Here is a 21,832-nt window from a genome sequence, read left to right on the forward strand (position 1 = left end):
TGTTTACGGAAAAAGCCCCGGAGTCCCATGGATCGTGCGCCTTTGCAAGGCTGTAAGGAAAACCTGCCGAAGCCCTGTCGATATGGGCCGGCGCAGGGCTCTGGCGTGCTTGTTTCAGGCTCGTTTGAGAGGTGAGATGCGCCCCATGCCTGTCGTGCAGGTGCATAACAAGAAGGAGGCGCAATGAACGCCGATATCCATTTTCACTTCTCTACGTGGGACGGATTTTTCATCGTCCACGCCGATGGCCTGCAAAGGCCTGACTCAATTTTTGCAGCCGCCCGAGCCTCTCAGGGCGGACACACGCAATCCCGGCAACCGACACGCTGATCCAGCGGGGTCTGGCAGCAGGGGGTTAGCGGTGTACAATGCGCCGCGTTTTAACTGTGACCCTCTGCGTAATCGCGCATACCTCAAGGCTATCCGCCTTGTTCACTCCGTCGCGTCACGAGCGTGTCGGGTTCGATTTCGTCACAGATAAAAACAAACAGGTGACGCATGACCGTTGTAAAAAAGCTGAATTCCTGGTGCCTGCGCTGGGGTTTGATCAAGGTTGGTTGAAATCGCAACCTTGCAGCAACGTCTACTGAACATCATCAAACCTTGCGTGAGACCTTTTTCATGAGTGGACAAAACTCGCAATCAGGCGAGCTGAAACGCGGCCTGAAAAATCGCCACATTCAACTGATCGCCCTCGGTGGCGCGATCGGTACCGGATTGTTCCTCGGCTCGGCCGGGGTGCTGAAATCCGCCGGCCCGTCGATGATCCTCGGCTATGCCATCTGCGGCTTCATCGCTTTCATGATCATGCGCCAGCTCGGCGAGATGATCGTCGAAGAGCCGGTGGCCGGCTCTTTCAGCCACTTTGCGCACAAGTACTGGGGCGGCTTCGCCGGTTTCCTGTCGGGCTGGAACTGCTGGATCCTGTACATCCTGGTGGGCATGTCGGAGCTGACGGCGGTCGGCAAGTACATCCACTACTGGGCGCCGGAGATCCCGAGCTGGGTCACCGCCGCCGCCTTCTTCCTTCTGATCAACGCGATCAACCTGGCCAACGTCAAAGTCTTCGGTGAAGCCGAATTCTGGTTCGCGATCATCAAGGTCGTGGCGATCGTCGGCATGATTGCCCTGGGCAGCTATCTGCTGGTCAGCGGCCATGGCGGCCCGCAGGCTTCGGTCAGCAACCTGTGGTCCCACGGCGGCTTCTTCCCGAACGGCGTCAGCGGTCTGGTGATGGCCATGGCGATCATCATGTTCTCATTCGGTGGTCTGGAAATGCTCGGTTTCACCGCCGCCGAAGCCGACAAGCCGAAAACCGTGATCCCGAAAGCGATCAATCAGGTGATCTACCGGATCCTGATTTTCTACATCGGCGCACTGGTGATCCTGCTGTCGCTGACCCCATGGGACAGCCTGCTGGAAACCCTCAATGCGTCGGGCGACTCCTACAGCGGCAGCCCGTTCGTGCAAGTGTTCTCGATGCTCGGCAGCAGCACCGCCGCGCACATCCTCAACTTCGTGGTGTTGACCGCCGCGCTGTCGGTGTACAACAGCGGTACCTACTGCAACAGCCGCATGCTGCTGGGCATGGCTGAACAGGGTGATGCGCCGAAAGGCCTGGCGAAGATCGACAAGCGTGGCGTGCCGGTACGTTCGATCCTGGCCTCGGCGGCGGTAACGCTGGTGGCCGTGTTGCTGAACTACCTGATCCCGCAACACGCGCTGGAACTGCTGATGTCGCTGGTGGTTGCAACGCTGGTGATCAACTGGGCGATGATCAGCTTCTCGCACTTCAAGTTCCGCCAGCACATGAACAAGACCAACCAGAAGCCGCTGTTCAAGGCGCTCTGGTACCCGTACGGCAACTACATCTGCCTGGCGTTCGTCGCGTTCATTCTGGGTGTGATGCTGCTGATCCCGGGCATCCAGATCTCGGTGTATGCGATTCCGGTGTGGGTCGTGTTCATGTGGGTCTGCTACGTGATCAAGAACAAGCGTGGTGCGCAGCAAGCGCTGACTGCAGCAGGCGCTTCCAAATAAGCGACTCTGCAGAAACAAAAAACCCGGCCAAGTGCCGGGTTTTTTGTTTCTGCAGAGTCTGGAGGCTTTTCCGAGTTACGAGCCACTCCAGCTGCTAAGCGTAGTCAGCGATGGGATACAGCGTGCACAGCGCTTCGGTCTGTAGGCGGAATTGCTCCCTCAGTGTGGGTTCCAGCGTGTAGTCCTGCTCGCCGAGCGGCGTCACGTTGTCCAGAATCCGGCACATCAGATCGACAATCTGCCGGCATCCCCGGGCGTCGATGTGGCGTTGCGCGATGGAGCCAGTGCCGATGCGCAGCCCACTGGTCACGAGGGATGATCGGGTCTCGCCGGGGACGCGGTGTTTGTTGACGATGATCCCGCAGTGCTCCAGCGCTGACTCCGCAATGGCGCCGGTGATACCGCTGCGCAACCGAAGCAGAATCGCGTGGTTCTCACTGCGCCCGCCCACGACCTCGTAGTCATGTGCCTGAAACGCACTGGCGAGTTCATCGGCCGTGCTCCGGATCCGCGCCATGTAGGCGTCGAACTCGGCCGACCTTGCATAGCCCAGTGCCGCCGCCTTGGCCGCGATCATGTTGACCGCCGGCGCGCCCTGCATTCCGGGAAACACGGCTTGATCAAGGGCACGACTGAAGGTTGTCCGCAGGCCGGGTACCTTGGTGTTCGCGTCCCGGCCGGAAAGGATCAGGCCGCCGCGGGGGCCCATGAGTTGCTTGTGCGTGCAGGTCGTGGTGACGTGTGCAACGTTGATCGGGCTCGGATGTCGCCCGGTGGCAACCAGTCCGGCGATGTGCGAAATATCAGCGAGCAGAATCGCTCCGGCCTCATCGGCAATCTCACGGAACCGTTCGAAGTCCACAACCTGTGAATAGGCGGTGGCGCAGCACATGATGATGCGCGGGCGGTGGTCGAGGGCCAGTCGGCGTACGTTGTCGTAATCGATCAGGCCGTCGGCGGTCGTGCCGTACTGGATCGCCTTGTAGTGGTCGCCCGAAAACGCGGCGGTGCTGCCGTGGGTGAGATGACCTCCGTGTTCGACGGCCATTCCCAGCAGCGTATCTCCCGGTTCAAGCAGGCCGGTGAGCACCTGGTAGTTGGCGTTCGACGCCGAGTGTGACTGCACGTTGGCGTACTGGGCGTCGAACAGCTCCCGGGCTCTTCGGATGGCCAGCGACTCGACCCGGGTGACGTTCTCGCACCCGGCGTTATAGCGCCTGCCGGGCATGCCCTCGGCCGTCACGTTGACCAGTGCCGACGCCGATGCCACCAAGGTGCGAGGCTTGACTGCGCAAGAGGAGGAGACCAGCGAGAGAGTCCGGTGTTGACGCGTGACTTCAGCGTCGAGGATCTGTGCGAGTTCGGCGTCTTCCGCCCGGAGATCCGCCAGGCCACGTCGCAATAAGTCGGCCTGGTTCGTAAGCTGTTCGGTATTGACTGGCATTGTCTGTATTCCTTCCCTGTTTGTTGCGCGCAACGAACAACCGCGCGTCTTCCCTGGTCTTGCGTGTGCGTACCTGCATCCATGTTCTGCCAAGCGCCATACAGGCCGATCCGTGTTCTGGCGGCGATGCGCGCAAAACTAAAGCCTGTTTAAACAGCCGGTTTTCATGACCTCTGCTCGTAACCGTGAGGAGAGAATCACCGGATGCATCATAGATTTTTTGCTTGGGAACGCCACAAGATTAATCAGAAAAATGAACATTGTTCAAATAAAATGATTCTTTTTGTCCCCCTGAAGGGTGTAAAACTGCAGCTCGGCAGGCGTGATTTTTCAGGTGTCACGGGTGACGACAAGGAGAACTAACAAGTCAGTACAGATTTGCTGACCTGGACTATGCGGTGTCGTTTAGTCACTCAAGGAGGGAGGATGCTATGATCGCGCGCGGCTTTGATACGGATAAAACTGTAATGACCCACTTGACTTGAGTGATCCATGAGTGAGCGCTCGGGGTGTGATGTCAATTACAGTTATAAATGGATGGTAAGCACTTCATGCACAGAAGAGAAAGATCGGAGAATCTGAAAAACAACATCAAGTACTTGATTAAAAGTCGTGGGGAGACGCAGCTGTCCTTGTGCAACTCCAGTGGCCTGACCCGAACCACCATCTATAATATTCTCGAAGGGAAGGTGGTCAACGTACAGCAGTCCACGGTTCGCAAGATTTCTGATTTTTTCGGCGTTTCCTATGAGGAAATAGAAACGATCGATTTTGAAGAGAAGGAGATAATAGAAAGCAGTATTTCTCCGCAGGGGAATATGAACCCGGCGGCAGTGCCTATCATAAAAGAGAGCCTGGTTATCCAGAGTCTGGATAAAAGGATAGGCGAGTTGGCCACGATTTACCCGTTGACTTACTATTTCGGCACCTCCTTCAACTTGATAGGTGTGCTGCTGGAGAACGAGATCAATGGTTTACATGAACCAGGCGATCTATTGATCGTGCAGAAAGGTTCGTCGACCGGCGATAGGGAAAAGCTGGTGTATGACAAGATCACAAACAGGCTGCTTATAACCAAAGAGATCAGCGTTGCTACGGATCGCATTTGTGTTGTCGGGGATATAATCGAGGAACGATTTAATGGGTTGTAGTGTTGAAATGGAAAACAGCAAGTACAAGCTATTGGGGTTTGAAAATGGAAAAAGCCTGGCCGTCATCATGGTCATCGCGACCGGCAAGATTATTAAAATAAAACTGAGTGAAGTGTTGAATAGTGAGATTATGGACAATCTGAACAAGATAGAAGTCAAAAACCTGTACAAGAAGTTTTATTCCCAAGGAGAGACGCTCACCGCCTATGATCTGAATGATCGTCATGAGAGTTCCTGGATGATCTATATCATTCTGAACCTCATGTTGTTTACGCTGTACATCTTTACCAGTATCGCCGCGACCAAACCGATCTATCTGGAATACTTTGATATTATCGTAACGCCGGGTACCTTTCTTTATCCGTTGACCTTTCTGATCGTCGATTTGTTGAATGAGACGTTCGGTCTCAGGCTTGCGCGAAAAGCGATACTTTTTGCTTTTATCAGCAACGCGGCCATCATCATTTTGCTGGCCATCACGACTCATCTCCCCGGGCTGCCGGGCTGGAAGCTCGATGGGCCTTACAATGACGTTATCAGTCAGTTGTCTTCTGTCCTGGTAGCCTCTTCTGTTTCATTTCTGGTTTCCGAGAATATCAACTCGTATCTGTTGTGCAAAATCAAGGAGCTCACGAACTCCAGATTCCTGTTTTTGCGCGTGTTTTTAAGTACGTTGTTTGCGGTGATCATCGACAGCTTTCTTTTCTGCTTCATCGCATTTTATGGCGCGATGGAGACCAGCGCGATACTGAACATGATCTACGTCCAGATTGCGATAAAGGTAGGCTTCGCTTTCTTTAATGTCTTGCCTGCCTACGGGGCAAGGGCATTGTTCAAGAAGTACCTGACTGGCGGTCAGACGCAATAATGCAGGATGGCGCTCACCGGGTGTGTTGTTGCTGTCGTGCCGGGTGAGCGCTTGATGTGTCGTTATATACTTAGTTAAGATTCAGTTTTGCTTTCAGGCTGTGCGCAACCTGTTCTTTGTTGTTCAGGAACTCGTTGAGGCCTTTGGCACGAAGATTACAGGCATCGCAATTGGAGCAGCCGTTACCTTTGATGCCGTTGTAGCAGGTCAGTGTCTGGTCGCGAATGAACTCCAGCCGGTTATGGTAATCGGCCAGCGCCCAGGTTTCCGCTTTGTTCAGCCACATCAGCGGAGTGTCCAGGGTCAATTTGTAATCCATACCCAGTTCAAGGGCTTTGTTCAGTGCCTTTACAAAGTCATCTCGGCAATCCGGGTAGCCAGAGAAGTCTGTTTCACAAACACCGGTAATGACGGTCTTGGCCTGAACCTGGTACGCATATATGGAAGCCAGGGTCAAAAACAGGATATTTCTGCCCGGCACAAATGTACTCGGCAGGCTTTCTCCTGAACTATTGATGGTCGGGACTGGAATGTTGTCGCGCGTCAGGCTGCTGATGGCCAGTTCATTCAGCAGTGATACGTCCATGGTCTTGTGTACGGTCACGCCAAGTTCTTTTGCCAGTTGCTGTGCAACTTCAATTTCTGCGCGATGGCGCTGGCCATAGTCAAACGTGATGCAGTGGATTTCATCGTAGTGGGTCAAGGCGTGGATCAAACAGGTTGTTGAATCCTGCCCGCCGCTAAAAACGATAACTGCTTTATTGCTCATGGTTATGCTTCCTGCATTGATCGAGTAAGTGCAATGTTTGAACAATAATCGAGGAGGTTCTTGTCTCGGTTGCTCATTGCCGTGGCGATATTCTACGTAGTACGGCGCTCGTTGGCACTGATTAATGCCCCCATGTTGGCGTGGCATTTCTCCCGGACGTTTTCCCGTTTCGCCTGCCCGTTTCGCCTGATAGTCGCCGTGTATAGTGAAAAGGCGCGACACTGAAAGCACACCCAAGGTCAAGCTGACCGTAGCCGCTACAGGCACGGCGAAACAGGCTCTACGATGAGAATGCAATGCTGAAGATTTCCAATAACGTGCATCTGCCGGATGCCGAGATCGAACTGACTGCCATCCGCGCCCAAGGGGCCGGCGGGCAGAACGTCAACAAGGTCTCCAGCGCCGTGCACCTGCGCTTCGATATTCCTGCCTCGTCCTTGCCCGAGTTCTACAAGGAGCGGCTGCTGGCGCTTCGCGACACTCGCATCACCAGCGACGGCGTGTTGATCATCAAGGCTCAGCAATACCGCACGCAGGAACAGAATCGCGCCGATGCACTGGAGCGTCTGACCGAGCTGATCCTCAGCGCCACCAAGATCGAAAAGAAGCGTCGTCCAACCAAGCCGACGCTGGGTTCGAAGAAGCGTCGGCTGGAGTCGAAGACCAAGCGCGGCAGCATCAAGGCCGGGCGCGGCAAGGTGGATTTCTAGTCTTCGCGGTACTTCGACGTGTGGCGGTACAGATAGACGCTCAACGCCAGGCCGCTCAGCGCGGCGATCGCGGCAAACAGGAAGATCGAGGCAAAACCGAAGCCCGCCGCAATCGCTCCGGCCAGCGGCCCGGTGATCCCCAACGACAAGTCGATGAACAACGAATAGGCGCCAACCGCCGCGCCACGGCTGGAAGCCGGCACCAGATTCACCGCTTCCACGCCCAGCGCCGGGAACACCAGCGAGAAGCCGAAACCGCTCAGCGCCGCACCCGCCAATGCCCAGTGCGCATCCGGCGCCAGCCATAGCAATAGCAGCCCCAGTGTTTCCACCGACAGGCAGGCAATCGCCACGCGAAAGCCGCCGAGACGGTTGATCAGGTTGCCGAACAGCAGTCGCGCGCCGATGAAGCTGGCACCGAACAGACTCAGGCACAGCACCGCGTTATCCCAATGCTGGGTGGCGTAATACAACGTGATGAAGGTAGCGATGGTGCCGAAACCGATCGAGCCCAGCGCCAGTCCGCAGCCGTGGGGAAAGACGCGACCCAGCACGTGCATGAACGGCAAGCGCTCGCCAGCGACAATCGGCGCGGCGGTTTTCGGCCAGGCCAGCAGCAGGCCCAGCGCTGCAAGCAACAGAATGCTCACGCCCATGCTCCAGAGACCGAAACGGCTGACCAGCCACACGCCCAGCGGCGCACCGATCGCCAGCGCGCCGTAACTGGCGATGCCGTTCCACGAGATGACTTTGGCGGTGTTGGCCGCGCCGACGCGGCCGATGCCCCAGCCGATGGATCCGGAGCCGACAAGACTTTCCGCGCTGCCGAGCACCAGACGGCCGACGAACAGGCTGATCAGGCTGAGCATCGGCAGGTTCGGGGTCCAGGCCGAAATCAGCATGAACACACCGCTCAAGCCACAACCAGCCAGACCAATCATCACCGCACGTTTGCTGCCCTTGTTGTCGATGATCTTGCCGGCATATGGGCGGCTGAGCAGGGTGGCGAGGTATTGCACGCTGATCACCAGACCGGCGATGACCGCGCCGAAGCCCAGGTCGCTATGCACGTAGCCGGGCAGCACGGCCAGCGGGATGCCGATATTCAGGTAGCCGATGAAGGTGAACAGGACAATGGAAACGACTTGCAGCGTGACCGCCAGGGGGCGCTGGGGTTCTGGCATAGAGGACGACATGGGTAACGATCCACGGGGAGAGCAGAATAGATAGGCTGCTCATGATACCGGCGTGGACGATGCTGCGGCGGGGAAAAGTAAAACTATTTGGCCGGAGCGACCAGTTGCGTGGTGACCAGTGCGGCGAGGGCATTTTCTTCGCTGCCGAAACGGGCGAGCAGGGCGGCTTGCTTCTCGGGCGAGAGGCGGCTCCAGATCTCGATCATCTTCTCGGTGGCGCCGATGAGGATTTCAGCCTGTTGTTCGTTAAAGGATTCGTCGGTCATGGCAGGCTCGGGCTTCAGGCAGTGTGGAAAGCGCATGTTAGCGCTTTCCACACGGTCTGTACGGCGGGTGTTACTTACTCTTTGCTGTCGGCCGGACGGCTTTCGGCGGCTTCTTTCGGCTCGGGCTGTTGGGCACCGGCTTGTTGCGTGGTCGTCTGCTCAGGTACGTGCAGGCTTGGGAAGGGGAGATTGGGAATCTCGTGCATGGTTGCGCTCCTCGCTAAGTCTGTTGATAGATCTGGTAGATCCGCGCTTTCAGAAAGCCTGCGAAGGATACAGCAGTAAAAATGACAAACAGATTTTTAATTCCGCTTGTTGCGACGGGCGGGATTGTCTAGACAAGTGCGACAGGGTGACGCAGGGCAAATGCGGGAGCGGCGGTGTGCCCGCCGCCCCTGACATTCGTTTATTTGCAGACGCTAGCGATCGCTTCGGCCAGCAAATCCAGACGTGTCGCATCAATCCCGGCGACGTTGGCGCGGCCCGAGCTGACCATGTACACGCTGTGATGCTCGCGCAGGTTTTTCACTTGTTCCGGCGACAGGCCGGTGTAGGAAAACATCCCGCGTTGCACGCCAATGTGCGCAAAGCGCTCGCGCAGACCGTGCGGTTCCAGCGCTTCGACCAAACCGCTGCGCAACTGGGCGATGCGCAGACGCATGGCTTCCACTTCGTCGGCCCAGCGGCGTTTCAGCTCCGGGTCGGCGAGGATTGTTGCGACGACGGCCGCGCCGTGATCCGGCGGCGTCGACCACAGGTTGCGGGCGATGTGGGCCAGCTGGCTGCGGATGTCGATGAGCTTGTCAGCGGTTTTCGCGCAGACGATCAGCGCACCGGTACGGTCGCGGTACAGGCCGAAGTTCTTCGAGCAGGAACTGGTGATCAGCAGCTCAGGCAACTCGGCGGCGAACAGCCGGGTTGACCATGCATCCTGCTCCAGACCGTCGCCAAAGCCCTGGTAGGCAAAGTCGATCAGCGGCAGCAGGTTGCGGCTGCGCACCACGTCCAGCACCCGGTGCCAGTCGTCGTGACTCAGATCGAAACCGGTCGGGTTGTGGCAGCACGCGTGCAGCAGCACCACATCGCCTTTCGGCACTTCGTTGAGCACAGCGAGCATCGCGTCGACGTCGAGGCGGTTGTCGCTGCCGACGTACGGGTAATGGCTGATCTTGACCCCGGCCGCCGCGAAAATCGTTTCGTGGATCGGCCAGGTCGGGTTGCTCAGCCACACGCCTTTGCCCGGCAGGCATTGCGCGATGAAATCTGCTGCAAGACGCAGGGCGCCAGTGCCGCCCGGCGTCTGGGTAGCGCCGGCGCGTTGCTGGGCGATCAGCGCCGAATCGGCACCCAGCACCAGCTCATTGATGACCTTGCCGAACAGCGGATTGCCGTGACCACCGATGTAGGTCTTGGTGTCCTGGCTTTCGACCAGGCGCGCCTCGGCGATTTTCACCGCTTCGGGAATCGGCGTCAGGCCCTGGGCATCCTTGTAGACGCCCACGCCGAGGTCGAACTTGCGCGGGTTGGAATCCTGCGCGTAGGCCTCCATCAGGCCGAGGATCGGGTCGCCGGGCACCCGGCCGATGGCGTCGAAGTGCATTACTTGCGTCCTTCTGCGGTCTTGGCCACTTCGTCAGTGCGCGCGGCCATGATGAAGTCGTTGCGGTGCAGGCCTTTGATCGAGTGGCTCCACCAGGTCACGGTGACTTTGCCCCACTCGGTCAGCAGGCCCGGGTGATGACCTTCGGCCTCGGAGATCTCGCCGACGGCGTTGGTGAAGGCCAGGGCGTGCTTGAAATTCTTGAACAGGAAGACTTTTTCCAGCTGCATGATGCTGTCACGCACTTCGATGTTCCAGTCAGGGATCTGCTTGATCAGGATCGGCAGTTCTTCATCGCTGACTTGTGGGGCATCGGCACGGCACGCTTCGCAATGGGCTTGGTTCAAAGTGGACATGGTTTGATTCCTGAGATCGGATGTCTTTTTTATAAGAGCTGTTACGGTCGTCAATGTCGTCACGCTAAACCAAAGCCGCGACGACTGACAGGCTCACTTGTAAGTAAAAGCCACGGTTCACGCAGCTTTTGGTTTCGGCGGAAATTTCGGTGCGTGCAGACCCAGCTGCATGCCTTGCTTGACCATGCCCATGATGTCTTCGTGGGCGAGGTCGAACAGGCGCTTGAGGTTCGGCAGGACAAAGTACAGCGGTTGCAGGATGTCGATGCGATACGGCGTGCGCATGGCTTCCAGCGGATCGAAGGCCTGATGTTCAGGTTCGTCCGACAGCGAGTAAACGGTTTCTTTTGGCGAGGACAGGATGCCGCCGCCGTAGATGCGTTTGCCTTGCGGGGTATCGACCAGGCCGAACTCGATGGTCATCCAGTACAGACGCGCCAGATAAACGCGCTCTTCCTTGGTCGCTTGCAGGCCGAGCTTGCCGTATGTGTGGGTGAATTCGGCGAACCACGGGTTGGTCAGCAGCGGGCAGTGACCAAAGATCTCGTGGAAAATATCAGGCTCTTGCAGGTAGTCCAGTTCTTCGCGGGTGCGAATGAATGTGGCCACCGGAAACTGCTTGCTGGCGAGCAATTCGAAAAAGGTCTGGAACGGAATCAGCGCCGGGACGCGGGCGACCTGCCAACCGGTGGTCTCGCCGAGCACCTTGTTGATCTCGCCCAGTTGCGGAATGCGGTCGTGGGGCAGACCGAGTTTTTCGATACCGTCCAGGTATTCCTGGCACGCCCGACCCTCGATCACTTTCAACTGGCGGGTGATCAGCGTGTTCCACACCGCGTGTTCTTCGGCGGGGTAGTCGATAAAACCTTGCGCATCGGGCTCGCGGGCCACGTATTGCGTCTGCTTCATACTGCTCTCCTGCGAGGGGAATTCGTTCTTGTTATGTCCTGCTATGGACTGAGAAATACCCCAGAGCGTGCCGTGTTGCAGCAGGTTGATGACCGACCGAGTAGGAAAAGTCTCTTTAAATCGTAAAATTATCGTTACGCTTTTTGCGATAAGTCGTGATTACGGTGATTGGCGGGTTTGAAATGGCCGGTGTCTGTCACATAATCTTGACGACTATCTTGCGGGCGGCAGAGAAAAATCCGCCCCTCTACCTGTTTCGGGCCTTTATATGCGTATCAAAGTCCACTGCCAGAACCGCATCGGCATCCTGCGCGACATCCTCAATCTGCTGGTGGAGTACGGGATCAACGTCGCCCGCGGCGAGGTCGGCGGTGAGCACGGCAATGCGATCTATCTGCATTGCCCGAACCTGATCAATTTGCAGTTCCAGGCGTTGCGGCCCAAATTCGAAGCCATCGCCGGGGTGTTCGGCGTCAAGCGGGTAGGGCTGATGCCCAGCGAACGCCGACACATGGAACTGAATGCGTTGCTCGGTGCGCTGGAGTTTCCGGTGCTGTCGATCGACATGGGCGGCTCGATCGTTGCCGCCAACCGTGCGGCGGCGCAGTTGCTCGGCGTGCGGGTCGACGAAGTGCCGGGGATTCCACTGTCGCGTTACGCCGAGGATTTCGACTTGCCCGAACTGGTGCGCGCCAACAAATCGCGAATCAACGGCATGCGGGTCAAGGTCAAGGGCGATATCTTTCTGGCCGACATCGCTCCATTGCAATCGGAGCACGATGACAGCGAGGCCATGGCCGGTGCGGTATTGACGCTGCACCGGGCGGATCGGGTCGGCGAGCGCATCTACAACGTGCGCAAGCAGGAGTTGCGTGGTTTCGACAGCATCTTTCAAAGCTCGAAAGTGATGGCGGCGGTGGTGCGTGAAGCCCGGCGCATGGCACCGCTCGATGCGCCTCTTCTAATTGAAGGCGAAACCGGCACCGGTAAAGAGTTGCTGGCTCGGGCTTGTCACCTGGCGAGCCCGCGCGGCCAGTCGCCATTGATGGCGCTCAACTGCGCGGGGCTGCCGGAATCGATGGCCGAGACCGAGTTGTTCGGCTACGGCCCCGGTGCCTTCGAAGGGGCGCGGGCTGAAGGCAAGCTCGGGCTGCTGGAGCTGACGGCGGGCGGCACGCTGTTCCTCGATGGTGTCGGCGAAATGAGCCCACGCTTACAGGTGAAATTGCTGCGCTTCCTGCAGGACGGTTGCTTCCGTCGTGTGGGCAGTGATGAAGAGGTTTACCTGGATGTACGGGTGATCTGCGCCACCCAGGTCGACCTGTCCGAGTTGTGCGCTCGTGGCGAGTTTCGCCAGGATTTGTACCATCGCTTAAACGTGCTTTCGTTGCACATCCCGCCACTGCGCGAATGCCTCGACGGTTTGACGCCGTTGGTGGAGCACTTCCTCGATCAGGCCAGTCGGCAGATCGGTTGCCCGTTGCCGAAGTTGGCGCCGGCGGCGATGGATCGGCTCAGTCATTACCACTGGCCGGGCAACGTGCGACAACTGGAGAACGTGCTGTTCCAGGCGGTTTCGCTGTGTGATGGCGGGACGGTCAAGGCCGAGCATATTCGTCTGCCGGACTATGGCGTGCGTCAGCCGCTTGGCGATTTCTCGCTGGAGGGCGGGCTCGACGAGATTGTCGGGCGCTTCGAGAAAGCGGTGCTTGAGCGACTGTATTCCGAACATCCGAGCAGTCGGCAGCTGGGCAAGCGGCTGGGCGTCTCGCACACCACGATTGCCAACAAGCTGCGTGAGTATGAGGTGGGCAAGACCGAGTCTTGATCCCTGCGCGATCACTCCTGCGCAAGGCACGGGGTGATCGCGCCTCACCATTGCCGCCAAGCGGCATGACACCGCCGGTTTTTCGACTTCGATACATTTCCCCAAACCCTGCTGAATCCCTCAAGTCCTTTGTTTATCGGGTCCTCGACCGCCAGAAAAAAGTTGGTCTGCAAATTGCTTGTGGCTCAGCAGTACAGCGGTGGGCGGCAAACGTCCGGCATGCAGAGGAAAGAGTGTGGACAAGTACCTTTATGTGGCAATGACCGGCGCCAGCCAGAACGCACTGGCGCAAAAGGCTCATGCCAACAACCTGGCGAACATCTCCACCAATGGTTTTCAGCGCGACCTGGAGCAGGCGCGTTCGATGCCGGTGTTCGGTGACAGCTTTCCGGCGCGTGCGTTTGCCATGAGCGAACGGCCCGCCACCGACTTCACCGCAGGCTCCCTGGTGGAGACCGGTCGCGACCTCGACGTCGCCGTGACCGGCAACGGTTTCATTGCCGTGCAGAACCCCAACGGCGGTGAAAGCTACGTGCGCACCGGCAGCCTCAATATCGACGCCCTGGGCGTGCTGCGTGCCGGCAACGGCATGCCGGTCATGGGCAATGGCGGGCCGATTGCCGTGCCGCCGCAGCAGCAGGTGGAAGTCGGTGAAGACGGCACCATCAGTATTCGTGCGATGGGCGAAGGCCCGCGCGTCATGGCCGAAGTCGACCGGATCAAACTGGTCAATCCGGACATCAAGAACATGAACAAGGGCCTGGACGGTTCGATCTACACCAAGGACGGCCAGCCTGCGCCGGCCGATGCCAACGTCAAACTGGTGTCGGGTTTCCTGGAGTCGAGCAACGTCAATGCCGTGGAAGAAATGACGTCGGTGCTGGCCCTGGCCAAGCAGTTCGAGTTGCACGTCAAGATGATGAACACCGCCAAAGACGACGACCAGGCCATGGCTCGGGTCTTGCAGATCAGCTAATTATCAGAACGTCGCGCCGTAAAACAGGCGCACGAGGAGAATCGAATGCTTCCGGCTCTATGGGTTGCCAAAACCGGTCTGTCCGCCCAGGACACCAACCTGACCACCATTTCCAACAACCTGGCGAACGTGTCGACCACGGGTTTCAAACGTGACCGCGCCGAGTTCCAGGACCTGCTGTATCAGATCAAGCGTCAGCCTGGCGCCCAGTCGACCCAGGACAGCGAACTGCCGTCGGGTCTGCAAGTGGGTACCGGTGTGCGCATCGTCGGCACCCAGAAGAACTTCACCGCCGGTAGCCTGCAAACCACCGAGCAGCCGCTGGACATGGCCCTCGACGGCCGTGGTTTCTTCCAGATCCTGCAACCGGACGGCACCACGTCCTACACCCGTGACGGTACTTTCCACCTCGACTCCAATGGCCAGATCGTCAACGCCAGCGGTTTCGCTCTGGAGCCAGCGATTGTCATCCCGAACAACGCCCAGACCTTCACCGTTGGCCGTGACGGCACCGTGTCGATCACCGTTGCCGGCAACGCCGCCTCGCAAGTGATCGGCAACCTGCAAACCGCCGACTTCATCAACCCGGCCGGTCTGCAAGCCGTGGGCAACAACCTGTTCCTGGAAACCGCCGCTTCCGGCGCGCCACAAATCGGCACTCCGGGCCTGAACGGTTTCGGCACCACCCTGCAGAACACCCTGGAAACCTCCAACGTCAGCACCGTGGAAGAGATGGTCAACATGATCACCACTCAGCGCGCTTACGAGATGAACTCCAAGGTGATCTCCACCGCCGACCAGATGCTCTCGTTCGTAACGCAGAATCTGTAATCAAGTCTATGAGGCGGCCATGAGGCCGCCTGCAACACCGTGAGGTAAGGGTCATGAAACGCTTCGTATCTGTTCTGGCATTGGGTGGGGTGGTCTCGCTCGCGGGCTGCGTCGCTCCGACGCCCAAGCCCAATGACCCTTACTACGCCCCGGTGTTGCCGCGGACGCCGTTGCCGGCGGCCGCCAACAACGGCTCGATCTATCAGGCCGGTTTCGAACAGAACCTGTACAGCGACCGCAAGGCGTTCCGGGTCGGTGACATCATCACCATCACCCTGAACGAGAAGACTCAGGCCAGCAAGAACGCCAACTCGCAAGTGGCCAAGAACAGCAAGACCGGCATCGGCCTGACTTCGTTGTTCGGCGGCAGCGGCACCACCAACAACCCGTTGGGCGGTAACGACCTGAGCCTGGACGTCGGCTACAGCGGCGACCGTGCGACCAAGGGCGACAGCAAGGCGGCCCAGGGCAACACCCTGACCGGTTCGATCACCGTGACCGTCGCCGACGTGCTGCCCAACGGAATCATCGCCGTGCGCGGCGAGAAGTGGATGACCCTCAACACCGGTGATGAACTGGTGCGGATCGCCGGCCTCGTGCGCGCCGATGACATCGCCACTGACAACACCGTGTCGTCGACCCGGGTCGCCGATGCGCGCATCACCTACTCGGGCACCGGTTCGTTCGCCGATGCGAGTCAGCCAGGCTGGTTCGACCGTTTCTTCCTCAGCCCGCTGTTCCCTTTCTAGGTGGCTACGTTGAATTTCAAGAGCCTCATGCTCGCTGCGGCGTTGATGTCCGCAGCCTTTGGTGCCCACGCCGAGCGGCTGAAAGATATCGCCAGCATCTCTGGCGTGCGTTCCAACCAGTTGATCGGCTACGGCCTGGTGGTCGGGCTTAACGGCACCGGCGACCAGACGACGCAAACCCCGTTCACCCTGCAGACCTTCAACAACATGCTCTCGCAGTTCGGCATCAAGGTGCCGCCGGGATCGGGCAACGTGCAGTTGAAAAACGTCGCGGCGGTATCGGTGAGTGCCGATCTGCCGGCGTTCGCCAAACCGGGTCAGCAGGTCGACATTACCGTTTCGTCCATCGGTAACTCCAAGAGCCTGCGCGGCGGCACCCTGTTGCTGACCCCGCTCAAGGGTATCGACGGCAACGTCTACGCCATCGCTCAGGGCAACCTGGTGGTCGGCGGTTTCGATGCTGAAGGTCGTGACGGTTCGAAGATCACCGTCAACGTTCCGTCGGCCGGTCGCATCCCGGGCGGTGCATCGGTCGAACGTTCGGTGCCGAGCGGTTTCAACCAGGGCAACAGCCTGACGCTGAACCTCAACCGTTCCGACTTCACCACCGCCAAGCGCATCGTCGACAAGATCAACGACATGCTCGGCCCTGGCGTTGCCCAGGCCATCGACGGTGGTTCGATCCGCGTCACCGCGCCGCTCGATCCGAGCCAGCGCGTCGACTATCTGTCGATCCTGGAAAACCTCGAAGTCGACCCGGGTCAGGCCGTGGCGAAAGTCATCATCAACTCGCGTACCGGCACCATCGTCATCGGCCAGAACGTGAAAGTTTCGCCGGCCGCCGTGACCCACGGCAGCCTGACCGTGACCATCACCGAAGACCCGATCGTCAGCCAGCCGGGCCCGCTGTCCAATGGTCAGACGGCCGTGGTGCCGCGCTCGCGGGTGAATGCTCAGCAGGAAGCCAAGCCGATGTTCAAGTTCGGCCCGGGCACCACCCTCGACGAAATCGTGCGTGCGGTGAACCAGGTCGGCGCGGCACCGGGTGACCTGATGGCCATTCTCGAAGCACTGAAGCAGGCCGGCGCGTTGCAAGCCGATCTGATCGTGATCTGAGGACGGCACTCATGGATATGCGCAAAAGCGGTCTGGTCAGCAGCAGCGATTCGGGTTCGTACTCCGACCTCAATCGTCTGAACCAGCTCAAGGTCGGCGACAAGAACAGCGACGGGAACATGCGCAAGGTTGCGCAGGAGTTCGAATCGCTGTTCCTCGGTGAAATGCTCAAGTCGATGCGTTCGGCCACTGAAGCGCTGGGCCAGGACAACCCGCTCAACACCCCGGCAGCCAAGCAATATCAGGAAATGTACGACCAGCAACTGGCGGTTTCCCTGTCCCGCGAGGGCGGTGGTATCGGTCTGGCCGACGTGCTGATGAAGCAGATGTCGAAGAACAAACCGATGGCACCGGGCGAGGCCGCCGCCGCGTCCGCTGCCAAGCAGCAGGAAGCCCTGGCCAAGGCCGCTGCGGTGGAAACGCCGATTGCCGCCGGCACCTTGGCTACCAACGGTCCGCTGTCGCGCCTCAATGGCGAACGTCCGTTGTGGGCCTCGCGTTCGGTGCATGCGCCGAACACCCAGCTGACCCATCGCAACGACATGGAAATGATCAACCAGCGTCGCCTGGCACTGCCGCCGAAACTGGCTGATCGTTTGCTCGCCGGTCTGGTGCCTTCGGCCACGCCGACGGCGGCCACTCAATTGCCGCAACGCGCCACGACGGCCGCTGCCACCGGTTCCGGTCCGCTGTACAACGGCGACTGGCTGGCCCGCGCCGAGGCGGACAAGGCCTCTGGCGGGCAGATGCAGATTTACGGTCGCGCCATGGCACAGATTCCGCTGGCGCCGGCGAAGAAGGCATTCAGCAACGCCGACGAATTCGTCAGCACCATGCTGCCGATGGCCAAGGAAGCGGCCGCGCGCATCGGTGTCGATCCGCGTTACCTGGTGGCTCAGGCCGCGCTCGAAACCGGCTATGGCAAGTCGGTCATGCGCGCCCAGGACGGCACCAGCAGTCACAACCTGTTCGGCATCAAGGCCAGCAGCAACTGGCAGGGCGATTCGGCCCGTGCGATCACCAGCGAGTTCCGCAACGGGCAGATGGTCAAGGAGACGGCGGAGTTCCGTTCCTACGCCTCGTACAAGGACAGCTTCCACGATCTGGTGACTTTGCTGCAGAGCAATAATCGCTATCAAGATGTGCTGAAGTCGGCCGATAACCCAGAACAGTTTGTACGCGAGTTGCAAAAGGCCGGTTACGCAACCGACCCGAACTACGCAAGCAAGATTTCGCAGATTGCCAGGCAGATGACGGTAAATCAGAACTACGCTGCGGCCGGCGTTTCAACAACGCCTTTATAAACACAAGGTAAGGTTTGAATCATGAGTTTGCTCAATATCGGGATGTCGGGGTTGGCCGCGAGTTCGTCCTCTCTGGCTGTGACAGGTAACAACATTGCCAACGTCGACACCGCCGGTTATTCACGCCAGCAAACCGTGCAGGGCACCAAGTCCTCGCAGCAGTTCGGCAACGTCTTCATCGGCACGGGCACGACCCTGGCCGACGTGCGCCGGGTGTACAACTCTTACCTCGAAACACAACTGCACACCGCCACCTCGCTCAACAGCGAAGCGGCCGCGTACGGTGCCCAGGCGACCGCGCTGGACGCCTCGCTGTCCGACACCAACACGGGCCTGACCGGTGTGCTGCAGAAATTCTTCACCTCGATGCAGGGTGTAGCGACCTCGGCGACCGACGACACTTCCCGTCAGTCGGTACTGACCGGTGCGCAGGCCCTGACCAGCCGCTTCAACGCGCTGGCCAAACAGCTGAACGATCAGAACACCACGATCAACGGCAACCTGTCGGACATGACGTCCCAGGTGAACAAGCTGGCCACCGCGATTGCCAACCTGAACCAGAAGATCGGTGAGGTTTCCACCAGCGGCGGCCAGCCGAACGATCTGCTCGACAGCCGTAACGAAGCCGTGCGTCAGCTCTCCGAGTTGACCGGTGCGCAAGTCGTCGAGCGCGGCAGCAGTTTCGACGTCTACGTCGGCAGCGGTCAGCCACTGGTCATCGGCAACACCACCAACACCCTGAGCACCGTGCCGAGCAAGGACGACCCGTCGCGCATGGGCATCCAGATGGATCGCGGCTCAAGCACCCTCGACATCACCTCGGTGATGAGCGGCGGTGAAATCGGTGGTCTGCTGACCTATCGCAATGAAGTGCTCAACCCTTCGCTCAACGAGCTGGGCCGTGTAGCACTGGTCATTGCCGACCAGATGAATCGCCAGCAAGCCCAGGGTATCGACAAGAACGGTGACTTCGGCGCGGCCATTTTCAACGACATCAACAGTGCCGCACTGATCAGCCAGCGCAGCATTGCCCAGTCGACCAACAGTGCAGGTTCCGGCAACCTTGATGTCACCATCAAGGACACCGGCAAGCTGACCACCAGCGACTACCAGGTCACCTTCACCAGCGCGACCAACTACTCGGTCAAGCGCTCGGACGGTACCGACATGGGTTCGTTCAGCACCACGACCACGCCACCGCCAGTGATCGACGGCTTCACCCTGGCCCTCAATGGCGGTGCGTTGAGCGCCGGCGACACCTTCAAGGTGACCCCGACCCGTAACGCCGGCAGCACCATCCAGACCGTGCTCACCGATCCGAAGAAAATCGCGGCGGCAGCACCGTTGACCGGTGTGGCCAGTGCCAACAATTCCGGCACCTACACGCAGCCGACGCTGATCGACACCCTCGACATCACCAACCCGGCCTCCCAGGCCGAGCTGCAGAATGCGCTCAAGTACTCGACGCCGGTCAAACTGGTCATGGGTGCGGTCGCCAGCGGCAGCCAGTCGTACAACATGGTCGATGCCAAGGGCAACACCATCGGTTCCGGCACCATCGTGCCGGGGCAGGCCAACACCCTGAACCTGAAGATCGGCATGGTCGATTCCACCGGTGCTCCGGTGATGGATACCTCGGTCACGCCGAACGTGCAGAAAACCTTTACCGTGCAGACCACCGTGGGCGCGACGCCGAAGCCAGGCGAAACCTTCACGATCAACCTGACCGGCGCGGCTTCTTCGGACAACCGCAACGCGCAGGCGCTGGTTGGCTTGCAGACCAAACAGACCGTGGATACCGGCACGGCGAGCAAGGGCATCAGCCTGACTGACGCCTACAACAAGCTGGTGACCAACGTCGGTACCAAGGCTGCTCAGAGCAAGTCCGACAGCGCCGCCACCACGGTGATTCTGGATCAGGCACAGGGTGCGCGCGATTCGCTGTCCCAGGTCAACCTGGACGAAGAAACCGGCAACCTGGTCAAGTATCAGCAGTACTACACCGCCTCTTCGCAAATCATCAAGGCTGCGCAGGAAACCTTCGCAACGCTGATCAACAGTCTTTAAGGAGCCGTAATTCATGCGCATTTCCACCGCCCAGTATTACGCGACACAAGCTGCTCAATATCAGCGCAACTACAGCAAGACTGTCGCGACCGCCAACGAGGCGAGCAGCCTGCAGCGCATCAACACCGCTGCCGACGATCCGATCGGCGCCGGGCGTCTGCTCAAGCTGGGTCAGCAGGCCTCGATGCTCGAGCAGTATCAGGGCAACATCGATACCACCAAGAGTGCGCTGACCGTGCAGGAGTCCACGTTGAACTCCATCACTACGGCCTTGCAGCGCGCCAAGGAAATCGGCCTGGCCGCCAACAACGGCATCGCCACTGATACTGACCGCAAGGCCTACGCCGCCGAGTTGAGCCAGATCCAGCAACAAGTGCTGGGCCTGATGAACTCCAAGGACGCCAACGGCAATTACCTGTTTTCCGGTTCCAAGACCGATACCGCGCCGTACTCGCAAAATGCCGATGGCACTTACACCTACAATGGTGACCAGACCCAGATCAACCTGGGCATTGGCGACGGTCTTTCGGTGGCCTCCAATACCACTGGCTGGGATGCGTTCCAGCAGACCATCAACACCAGCCGCACCACGACCAGCATGACCGCGCCAACCCCCGATGATGGCCGCGTGGTGCTGACCAACGGTATCGTTGGCACCGCCGCGACGTACAACGCCAAGTTCGCGGCCGGTCAGCCGTACACCGTGGATTTCATCAGCAGCACTCAGTTGAAAATCACCGATGCCCTGGGCAACGACGTGACGACCGAAGCCAGCCAGAACGGCGCGATCACCAACAGCAACGGCGCCAACCAGACCGTCAGCTTCCGTGGCGTCGATCTGAAGTTGAACATCAACCTCAAGCCTGGTGACACCAACCCGGATGCGGTCATTGCCGGCCACAGCTTTCAGCTGGCGGCCACGCCTGACTCGTTCACCACCTCGCGCAGCGCGGGTAATGCGTCGACTGCGGTCATCACCGGCTCCGGCGTGACCAACCAGGCGGCCTACGACGCGGCATTCCCGTCGGGCGGCGGTGCGATCCTGAAGTTCACCAGCGCCACCAACTTCGACCTGTATGCAGCGCCAGTGACAGCTGACAGCAAGCCAGTGTCGTCGGGCACCATGGTCGGCGCCAACGCCACGGCAGCGGGTGTGACCTTCACGTTTGGCGGTACGCCGGGTGCGGGTGATCAGTTCTCGATCCAGTCCAACAACCACCAGACCCAGAACGTGCTCGACACCCTGGGCCAGATGGTCACGGCACTGAATGCGCCGATCGACGGAAATCCTGTGGCCAAGCAGAAATTCCAGGGTGCCATGGAGTCGGCGCTGGGCAACATCGACAGCGCGGCCAATCAGATTGGTTCGGCGGTGACTTCGATCGGTGCTCGCGGACAGTCGCTGGATGACCAGAACACCACCAACCAGAGCCTGACTCAGGCGAATACCACCACTCAGGGTTCGATCCGTGATTCGGATCCTGCCGAAGTGATGACCCGCCTGACCTTGCAGCAGACCATGCTGCAGGCCTCGCAACTGGCATTCAGCAAAATCAGCCAGCTGGGTCTGTTCAACAAGATCTGACGGTAGCCGGGCGCGCTGGCGCCCGTTCTGCCCTGTCCCTTCAATAGTCAATGTCTTTAGCGGTTTC

Annotated in this window: 20 protein-coding genes; 12 read left to right on the forward strand and 8 right to left on the reverse strand. The window is 59.3% G+C overall.

The window, feature by feature from the left end; translation table 11 throughout:
* Positions 1 to 621 precede the first annotated feature (621 nt).
* Positions 622 to 2,040: an amino acid permease gene (locus tag AC1RR7_RS27550; RefSeq protein ID WP_102620322.1), complete on the forward strand. Its 1,419-nt coding sequence runs from the start codon at positions 622 to 624 to the stop codon at positions 2,038 to 2,040.
* 94 nt (positions 2,041 to 2,134) lie between these two features.
* Here AC1RR7_RS27550 and glyA read toward each other — a convergent pair whose 3' ends face one another.
* Positions 2,135 to 3,484, reverse strand: a complete 1,350-nt coding sequence (gene glyA, locus AC1RR7_RS27555; RefSeq protein ID WP_096822219.1) for a serine hydroxymethyltransferase — start codon at positions 3,482 to 3,484, stop codon at positions 2,135 to 2,137.
* A gap of 551 nt (positions 3,485 to 4,035) precedes the next feature.
* Between glyA and AC1RR7_RS27560 the strand changes: the two genes are divergently transcribed.
* Both AC1RR7_RS27560 and AC1RR7_RS27565 read left to right on the forward strand, forming a co-directional pair.
* The gene (locus tag AC1RR7_RS27560; RefSeq protein ID WP_096822249.1) at positions 4,036 to 4,635 is read left to right on the forward strand and encodes a helix-turn-helix transcriptional regulator; all 600 of its coding nucleotides are present in this window, start codon (positions 4,036 to 4,038) and stop codon (positions 4,633 to 4,635) included.
* Positions 4,625 to 5,503 (forward strand): queuosine precursor transporter, encoded by an 879-nt coding sequence (locus tag AC1RR7_RS27565; protein WP_096822218.1) that lies wholly within the window; start codon positions 4,625 to 4,627, stop codon positions 5,501 to 5,503. The genes AC1RR7_RS27560 and AC1RR7_RS27565 overlap by 11 nt, the downstream gene beginning before the upstream one ends.
* Before the next feature lie 70 nt (positions 5,504 to 5,573).
* Here the strand turns inward: AC1RR7_RS27565 and queC are convergent, their stop codons facing one another.
* On the reverse strand, positions 5,574 to 6,272 hold the full coding sequence (queC, locus tag AC1RR7_RS27570) for a 7-cyano-7-deazaguanine synthase QueC (RefSeq protein WP_096822217.1): 699 nt from the start codon (positions 6,270 to 6,272) through the stop codon (positions 5,574 to 5,576).
* A gap of 296 nt (positions 6,273 to 6,568) precedes the next feature.
* Between queC and arfB the strand changes: the two genes are divergently transcribed.
* Complete coding sequence (gene arfB, locus AC1RR7_RS27575; RefSeq protein WP_096822216.1) at positions 6,569 to 6,982, forward strand: alternative ribosome rescue aminoacyl-tRNA hydrolase ArfB; 414 nt, start codon at positions 6,569 to 6,571, stop codon at positions 6,980 to 6,982.
* On the opposite strand, the gene AC1RR7_RS27580 is transcribed toward arfB, so the two are convergent.
* From AC1RR7_RS27580 to phhA, 6 genes are all read right to left on the reverse strand, one after another.
* The gene (locus AC1RR7_RS27580; protein WP_493065537.1) at positions 6,979 to 8,166 is read right to left on the reverse strand and encodes an MFS transporter; all 1,188 of its coding nucleotides are present in this window, start codon (positions 8,164 to 8,166) and stop codon (positions 6,979 to 6,981) included. The two genes, arfB and AC1RR7_RS27580, sit on opposite strands and share 4 nt — an antisense overlap.
* Before the next feature lie 95 nt (positions 8,167 to 8,261).
* Positions 8,262 to 8,480 carry a hypothetical protein gene (locus AC1RR7_RS27585; protein ID WP_096822214.1) on the reverse strand — a complete coding sequence of 73 codons (219 nt, stop codon included), beginning with the start codon at positions 8,478 to 8,480 and terminating at the stop codon, positions 8,262 to 8,264.
* Positions 8,481 to 8,518: 38 nt separating this feature from the next.
* Entirely contained in the window at positions 8,519 to 8,650 is a 132-nt protein-coding gene (locus tag AC1RR7_RS27590; RefSeq protein WP_255261961.1) for a hypothetical protein, read from the reverse strand.
* A 200-nt stretch (positions 8,651 to 8,850) separates the two neighbouring features.
* The gene (locus AC1RR7_RS27595; protein WP_102620324.1) at positions 8,851 to 10,044 is read right to left on the reverse strand and encodes an amino acid aminotransferase; all 1,194 of its coding nucleotides are present in this window, start codon (positions 10,042 to 10,044) and stop codon (positions 8,851 to 8,853) included.
* Positions 10,044 to 10,400, reverse strand: coding sequence for a 4a-hydroxytetrahydrobiopterin dehydratase (locus AC1RR7_RS27600; RefSeq protein WP_003222798.1), 357 nt, complete (start codon positions 10,398 to 10,400; stop codon positions 10,044 to 10,046). The genes AC1RR7_RS27595 and AC1RR7_RS27600 overlap by 1 nt, the downstream gene beginning before the upstream one ends.
* A gap of 117 nt (positions 10,401 to 10,517) precedes the next feature.
* Positions 10,518 to 11,354, reverse strand: a complete 837-nt coding sequence (gene phhA / locus AC1RR7_RS27605) for a phenylalanine 4-monooxygenase (protein ID WP_225739972.1) — start codon at positions 11,352 to 11,354, stop codon at positions 10,518 to 10,520.
* A 223-nt stretch (positions 11,355 to 11,577) separates the two neighbouring features.
* Between phhA and AC1RR7_RS27610 the strand changes: the two genes are divergently transcribed.
* From AC1RR7_RS27610 to AC1RR7_RS27645, 8 genes are all read left to right on the forward strand, one after another.
* Positions 11,578 to 13,137 carry a sigma-54-dependent transcriptional regulator gene (locus AC1RR7_RS27610; protein ID WP_096822212.1) on the forward strand — a complete coding sequence of 520 codons (1,560 nt, stop codon included), beginning with the start codon at positions 11,578 to 11,580 and terminating at the stop codon, positions 13,135 to 13,137.
* A 235-nt stretch (positions 13,138 to 13,372) separates the two neighbouring features.
* A complete protein-coding gene (locus AC1RR7_RS27615; RefSeq protein ID WP_096822211.1) occupies positions 13,373 to 14,113 on the forward strand; it encodes a flagellar basal body rod protein FlgF in 741 nt (246 codons plus the stop codon).
* A gap of 45 nt (positions 14,114 to 14,158) precedes the next feature.
* The gene (gene flgG / locus AC1RR7_RS27620) at positions 14,159 to 14,944 is read left to right on the forward strand and encodes a flagellar basal-body rod protein FlgG (protein ID WP_096822210.1); all 786 of its coding nucleotides are present in this window, start codon (positions 14,159 to 14,161) and stop codon (positions 14,942 to 14,944) included.
* A gap of 53 nt (positions 14,945 to 14,997) precedes the next feature.
* Complete coding sequence (gene flgH / locus AC1RR7_RS27625; protein WP_007965503.1) at positions 14,998 to 15,693, forward strand: flagellar basal body L-ring protein FlgH; 696 nt, start codon at positions 14,998 to 15,000, stop codon at positions 15,691 to 15,693.
* 27 nt (positions 15,694 to 15,720) lie between these two features.
* Positions 15,721 to 16,809 (forward strand): flagellar basal body P-ring protein FlgI, encoded by a 1,089-nt coding sequence (locus tag AC1RR7_RS27630; RefSeq protein ID WP_080593281.1) that lies wholly within the window; start codon positions 15,721 to 15,723, stop codon positions 16,807 to 16,809.
* Positions 16,810 to 16,820: 11 nt separating this feature from the next.
* Complete coding sequence (flgJ, locus tag AC1RR7_RS27635) at positions 16,821 to 18,113, forward strand: flagellar assembly peptidoglycan hydrolase FlgJ (protein ID WP_493158808.1); 1,293 nt, start codon at positions 16,821 to 16,823, stop codon at positions 18,111 to 18,113.
* A gap of 21 nt (positions 18,114 to 18,134) precedes the next feature.
* On the forward strand, positions 18,135 to 20,180 hold the full coding sequence (gene flgK / locus AC1RR7_RS27640) for a flagellar hook-associated protein FlgK (protein ID WP_096822208.1): 2,046 nt from the start codon (positions 18,135 to 18,137) through the stop codon (positions 20,178 to 20,180).
* A 13-nt stretch (positions 20,181 to 20,193) separates the two neighbouring features.
* Positions 20,194 to 21,765, forward strand: coding sequence for a flagellar hook-associated protein 3 (locus AC1RR7_RS27645; protein WP_096822207.1), 1,572 nt, complete (start codon positions 20,194 to 20,196; stop codon positions 21,763 to 21,765).
* Positions 21,766 to 21,832: the final 67 nt, after the last annotated feature.

This window comes from Pseudomonas sp. GW821-FHT11G12 (assembly GCF_058808055.1).

Coding starts and splice junctions, on each gene's coding strand:
- AC1RR7_RS27550 (WP_102620322.1), top strand. CDS start 622: ATGAGTGGACAAAACTCGCAATCAGGCGAGCTGAAACGCGGCCTGAAA.
- glyA (WP_096822219.1), bottom strand. CDS start 3,484: ATGCCAGTCAATACCGAACAGCTTACGAACCAGGCCGACTTATTGCGA.
- AC1RR7_RS27560 (WP_096822249.1), top strand. CDS start 4,036: ATGCACAGAAGAGAAAGATCGGAGAATCTGAAAAACAACATCAAGTAC.
- AC1RR7_RS27565 (WP_096822218.1), top strand. CDS start 4,625: ATGGGTTGTAGTGTTGAAATGGAAAACAGCAAGTACAAGCTATTGGGG.
- queC (WP_096822217.1), bottom strand. CDS start 6,272: ATGAGCAATAAAGCAGTTATCGTTTTTAGCGGCGGGCAGGATTCAACA.
- arfB (WP_096822216.1), top strand. CDS start 6,569: ATGCTGAAGATTTCCAATAACGTGCATCTGCCGGATGCCGAGATCGAA.
- AC1RR7_RS27580 (WP_493065537.1), bottom strand. CDS start 8,166: ATGCCAGAACCCCAGCGCCCCCTGGCGGTCACGCTGCAAGTCGTTTCC.
- AC1RR7_RS27585 (WP_096822214.1), bottom strand. CDS start 8,480: ATGCGCTTTCCACACTGCCTGAAGCCCGAGCCTGCCATGACCGACGAA.
- AC1RR7_RS27590 (WP_255261961.1), bottom strand. CDS start 8,650: ATGCACGAGATTCCCAATCTCCCCTTCCCAAGCCTGCACGTACCTGAG.
- AC1RR7_RS27595 (WP_102620324.1), bottom strand. CDS start 10,044: ATGCACTTCGACGCCATCGGCCGGGTGCCCGGCGACCCGATCCTCGGC.
- AC1RR7_RS27600 (WP_003222798.1), bottom strand. CDS start 10,400: ATGTCCACTTTGAACCAAGCCCATTGCGAAGCGTGCCGTGCCGATGCC.
- AC1RR7_RS27610 (WP_096822212.1), top strand. CDS start 11,578: ATGCGTATCAAAGTCCACTGCCAGAACCGCATCGGCATCCTGCGCGAC.
- flgG (WP_096822210.1), top strand. CDS start 14,159: ATGCTTCCGGCTCTATGGGTTGCCAAAACCGGTCTGTCCGCCCAGGAC.
- flgH (WP_007965503.1), top strand. CDS start 14,998: ATGAAACGCTTCGTATCTGTTCTGGCATTGGGTGGGGTGGTCTCGCTC.
- AC1RR7_RS27630 (WP_080593281.1), top strand. CDS start 15,721: ATGCTCGCTGCGGCGTTGATGTCCGCAGCCTTTGGTGCCCACGCCGAG.
- flgJ (WP_493158808.1), top strand. CDS start 16,821: ATGGATATGCGCAAAAGCGGTCTGGTCAGCAGCAGCGATTCGGGTTCG.
- flgK (WP_096822208.1), top strand. CDS start 18,135: ATGAGTTTGCTCAATATCGGGATGTCGGGGTTGGCCGCGAGTTCGTCC.
- AC1RR7_RS27645 (WP_096822207.1), top strand. CDS start 20,194: ATGCGCATTTCCACCGCCCAGTATTACGCGACACAAGCTGCTCAATAT.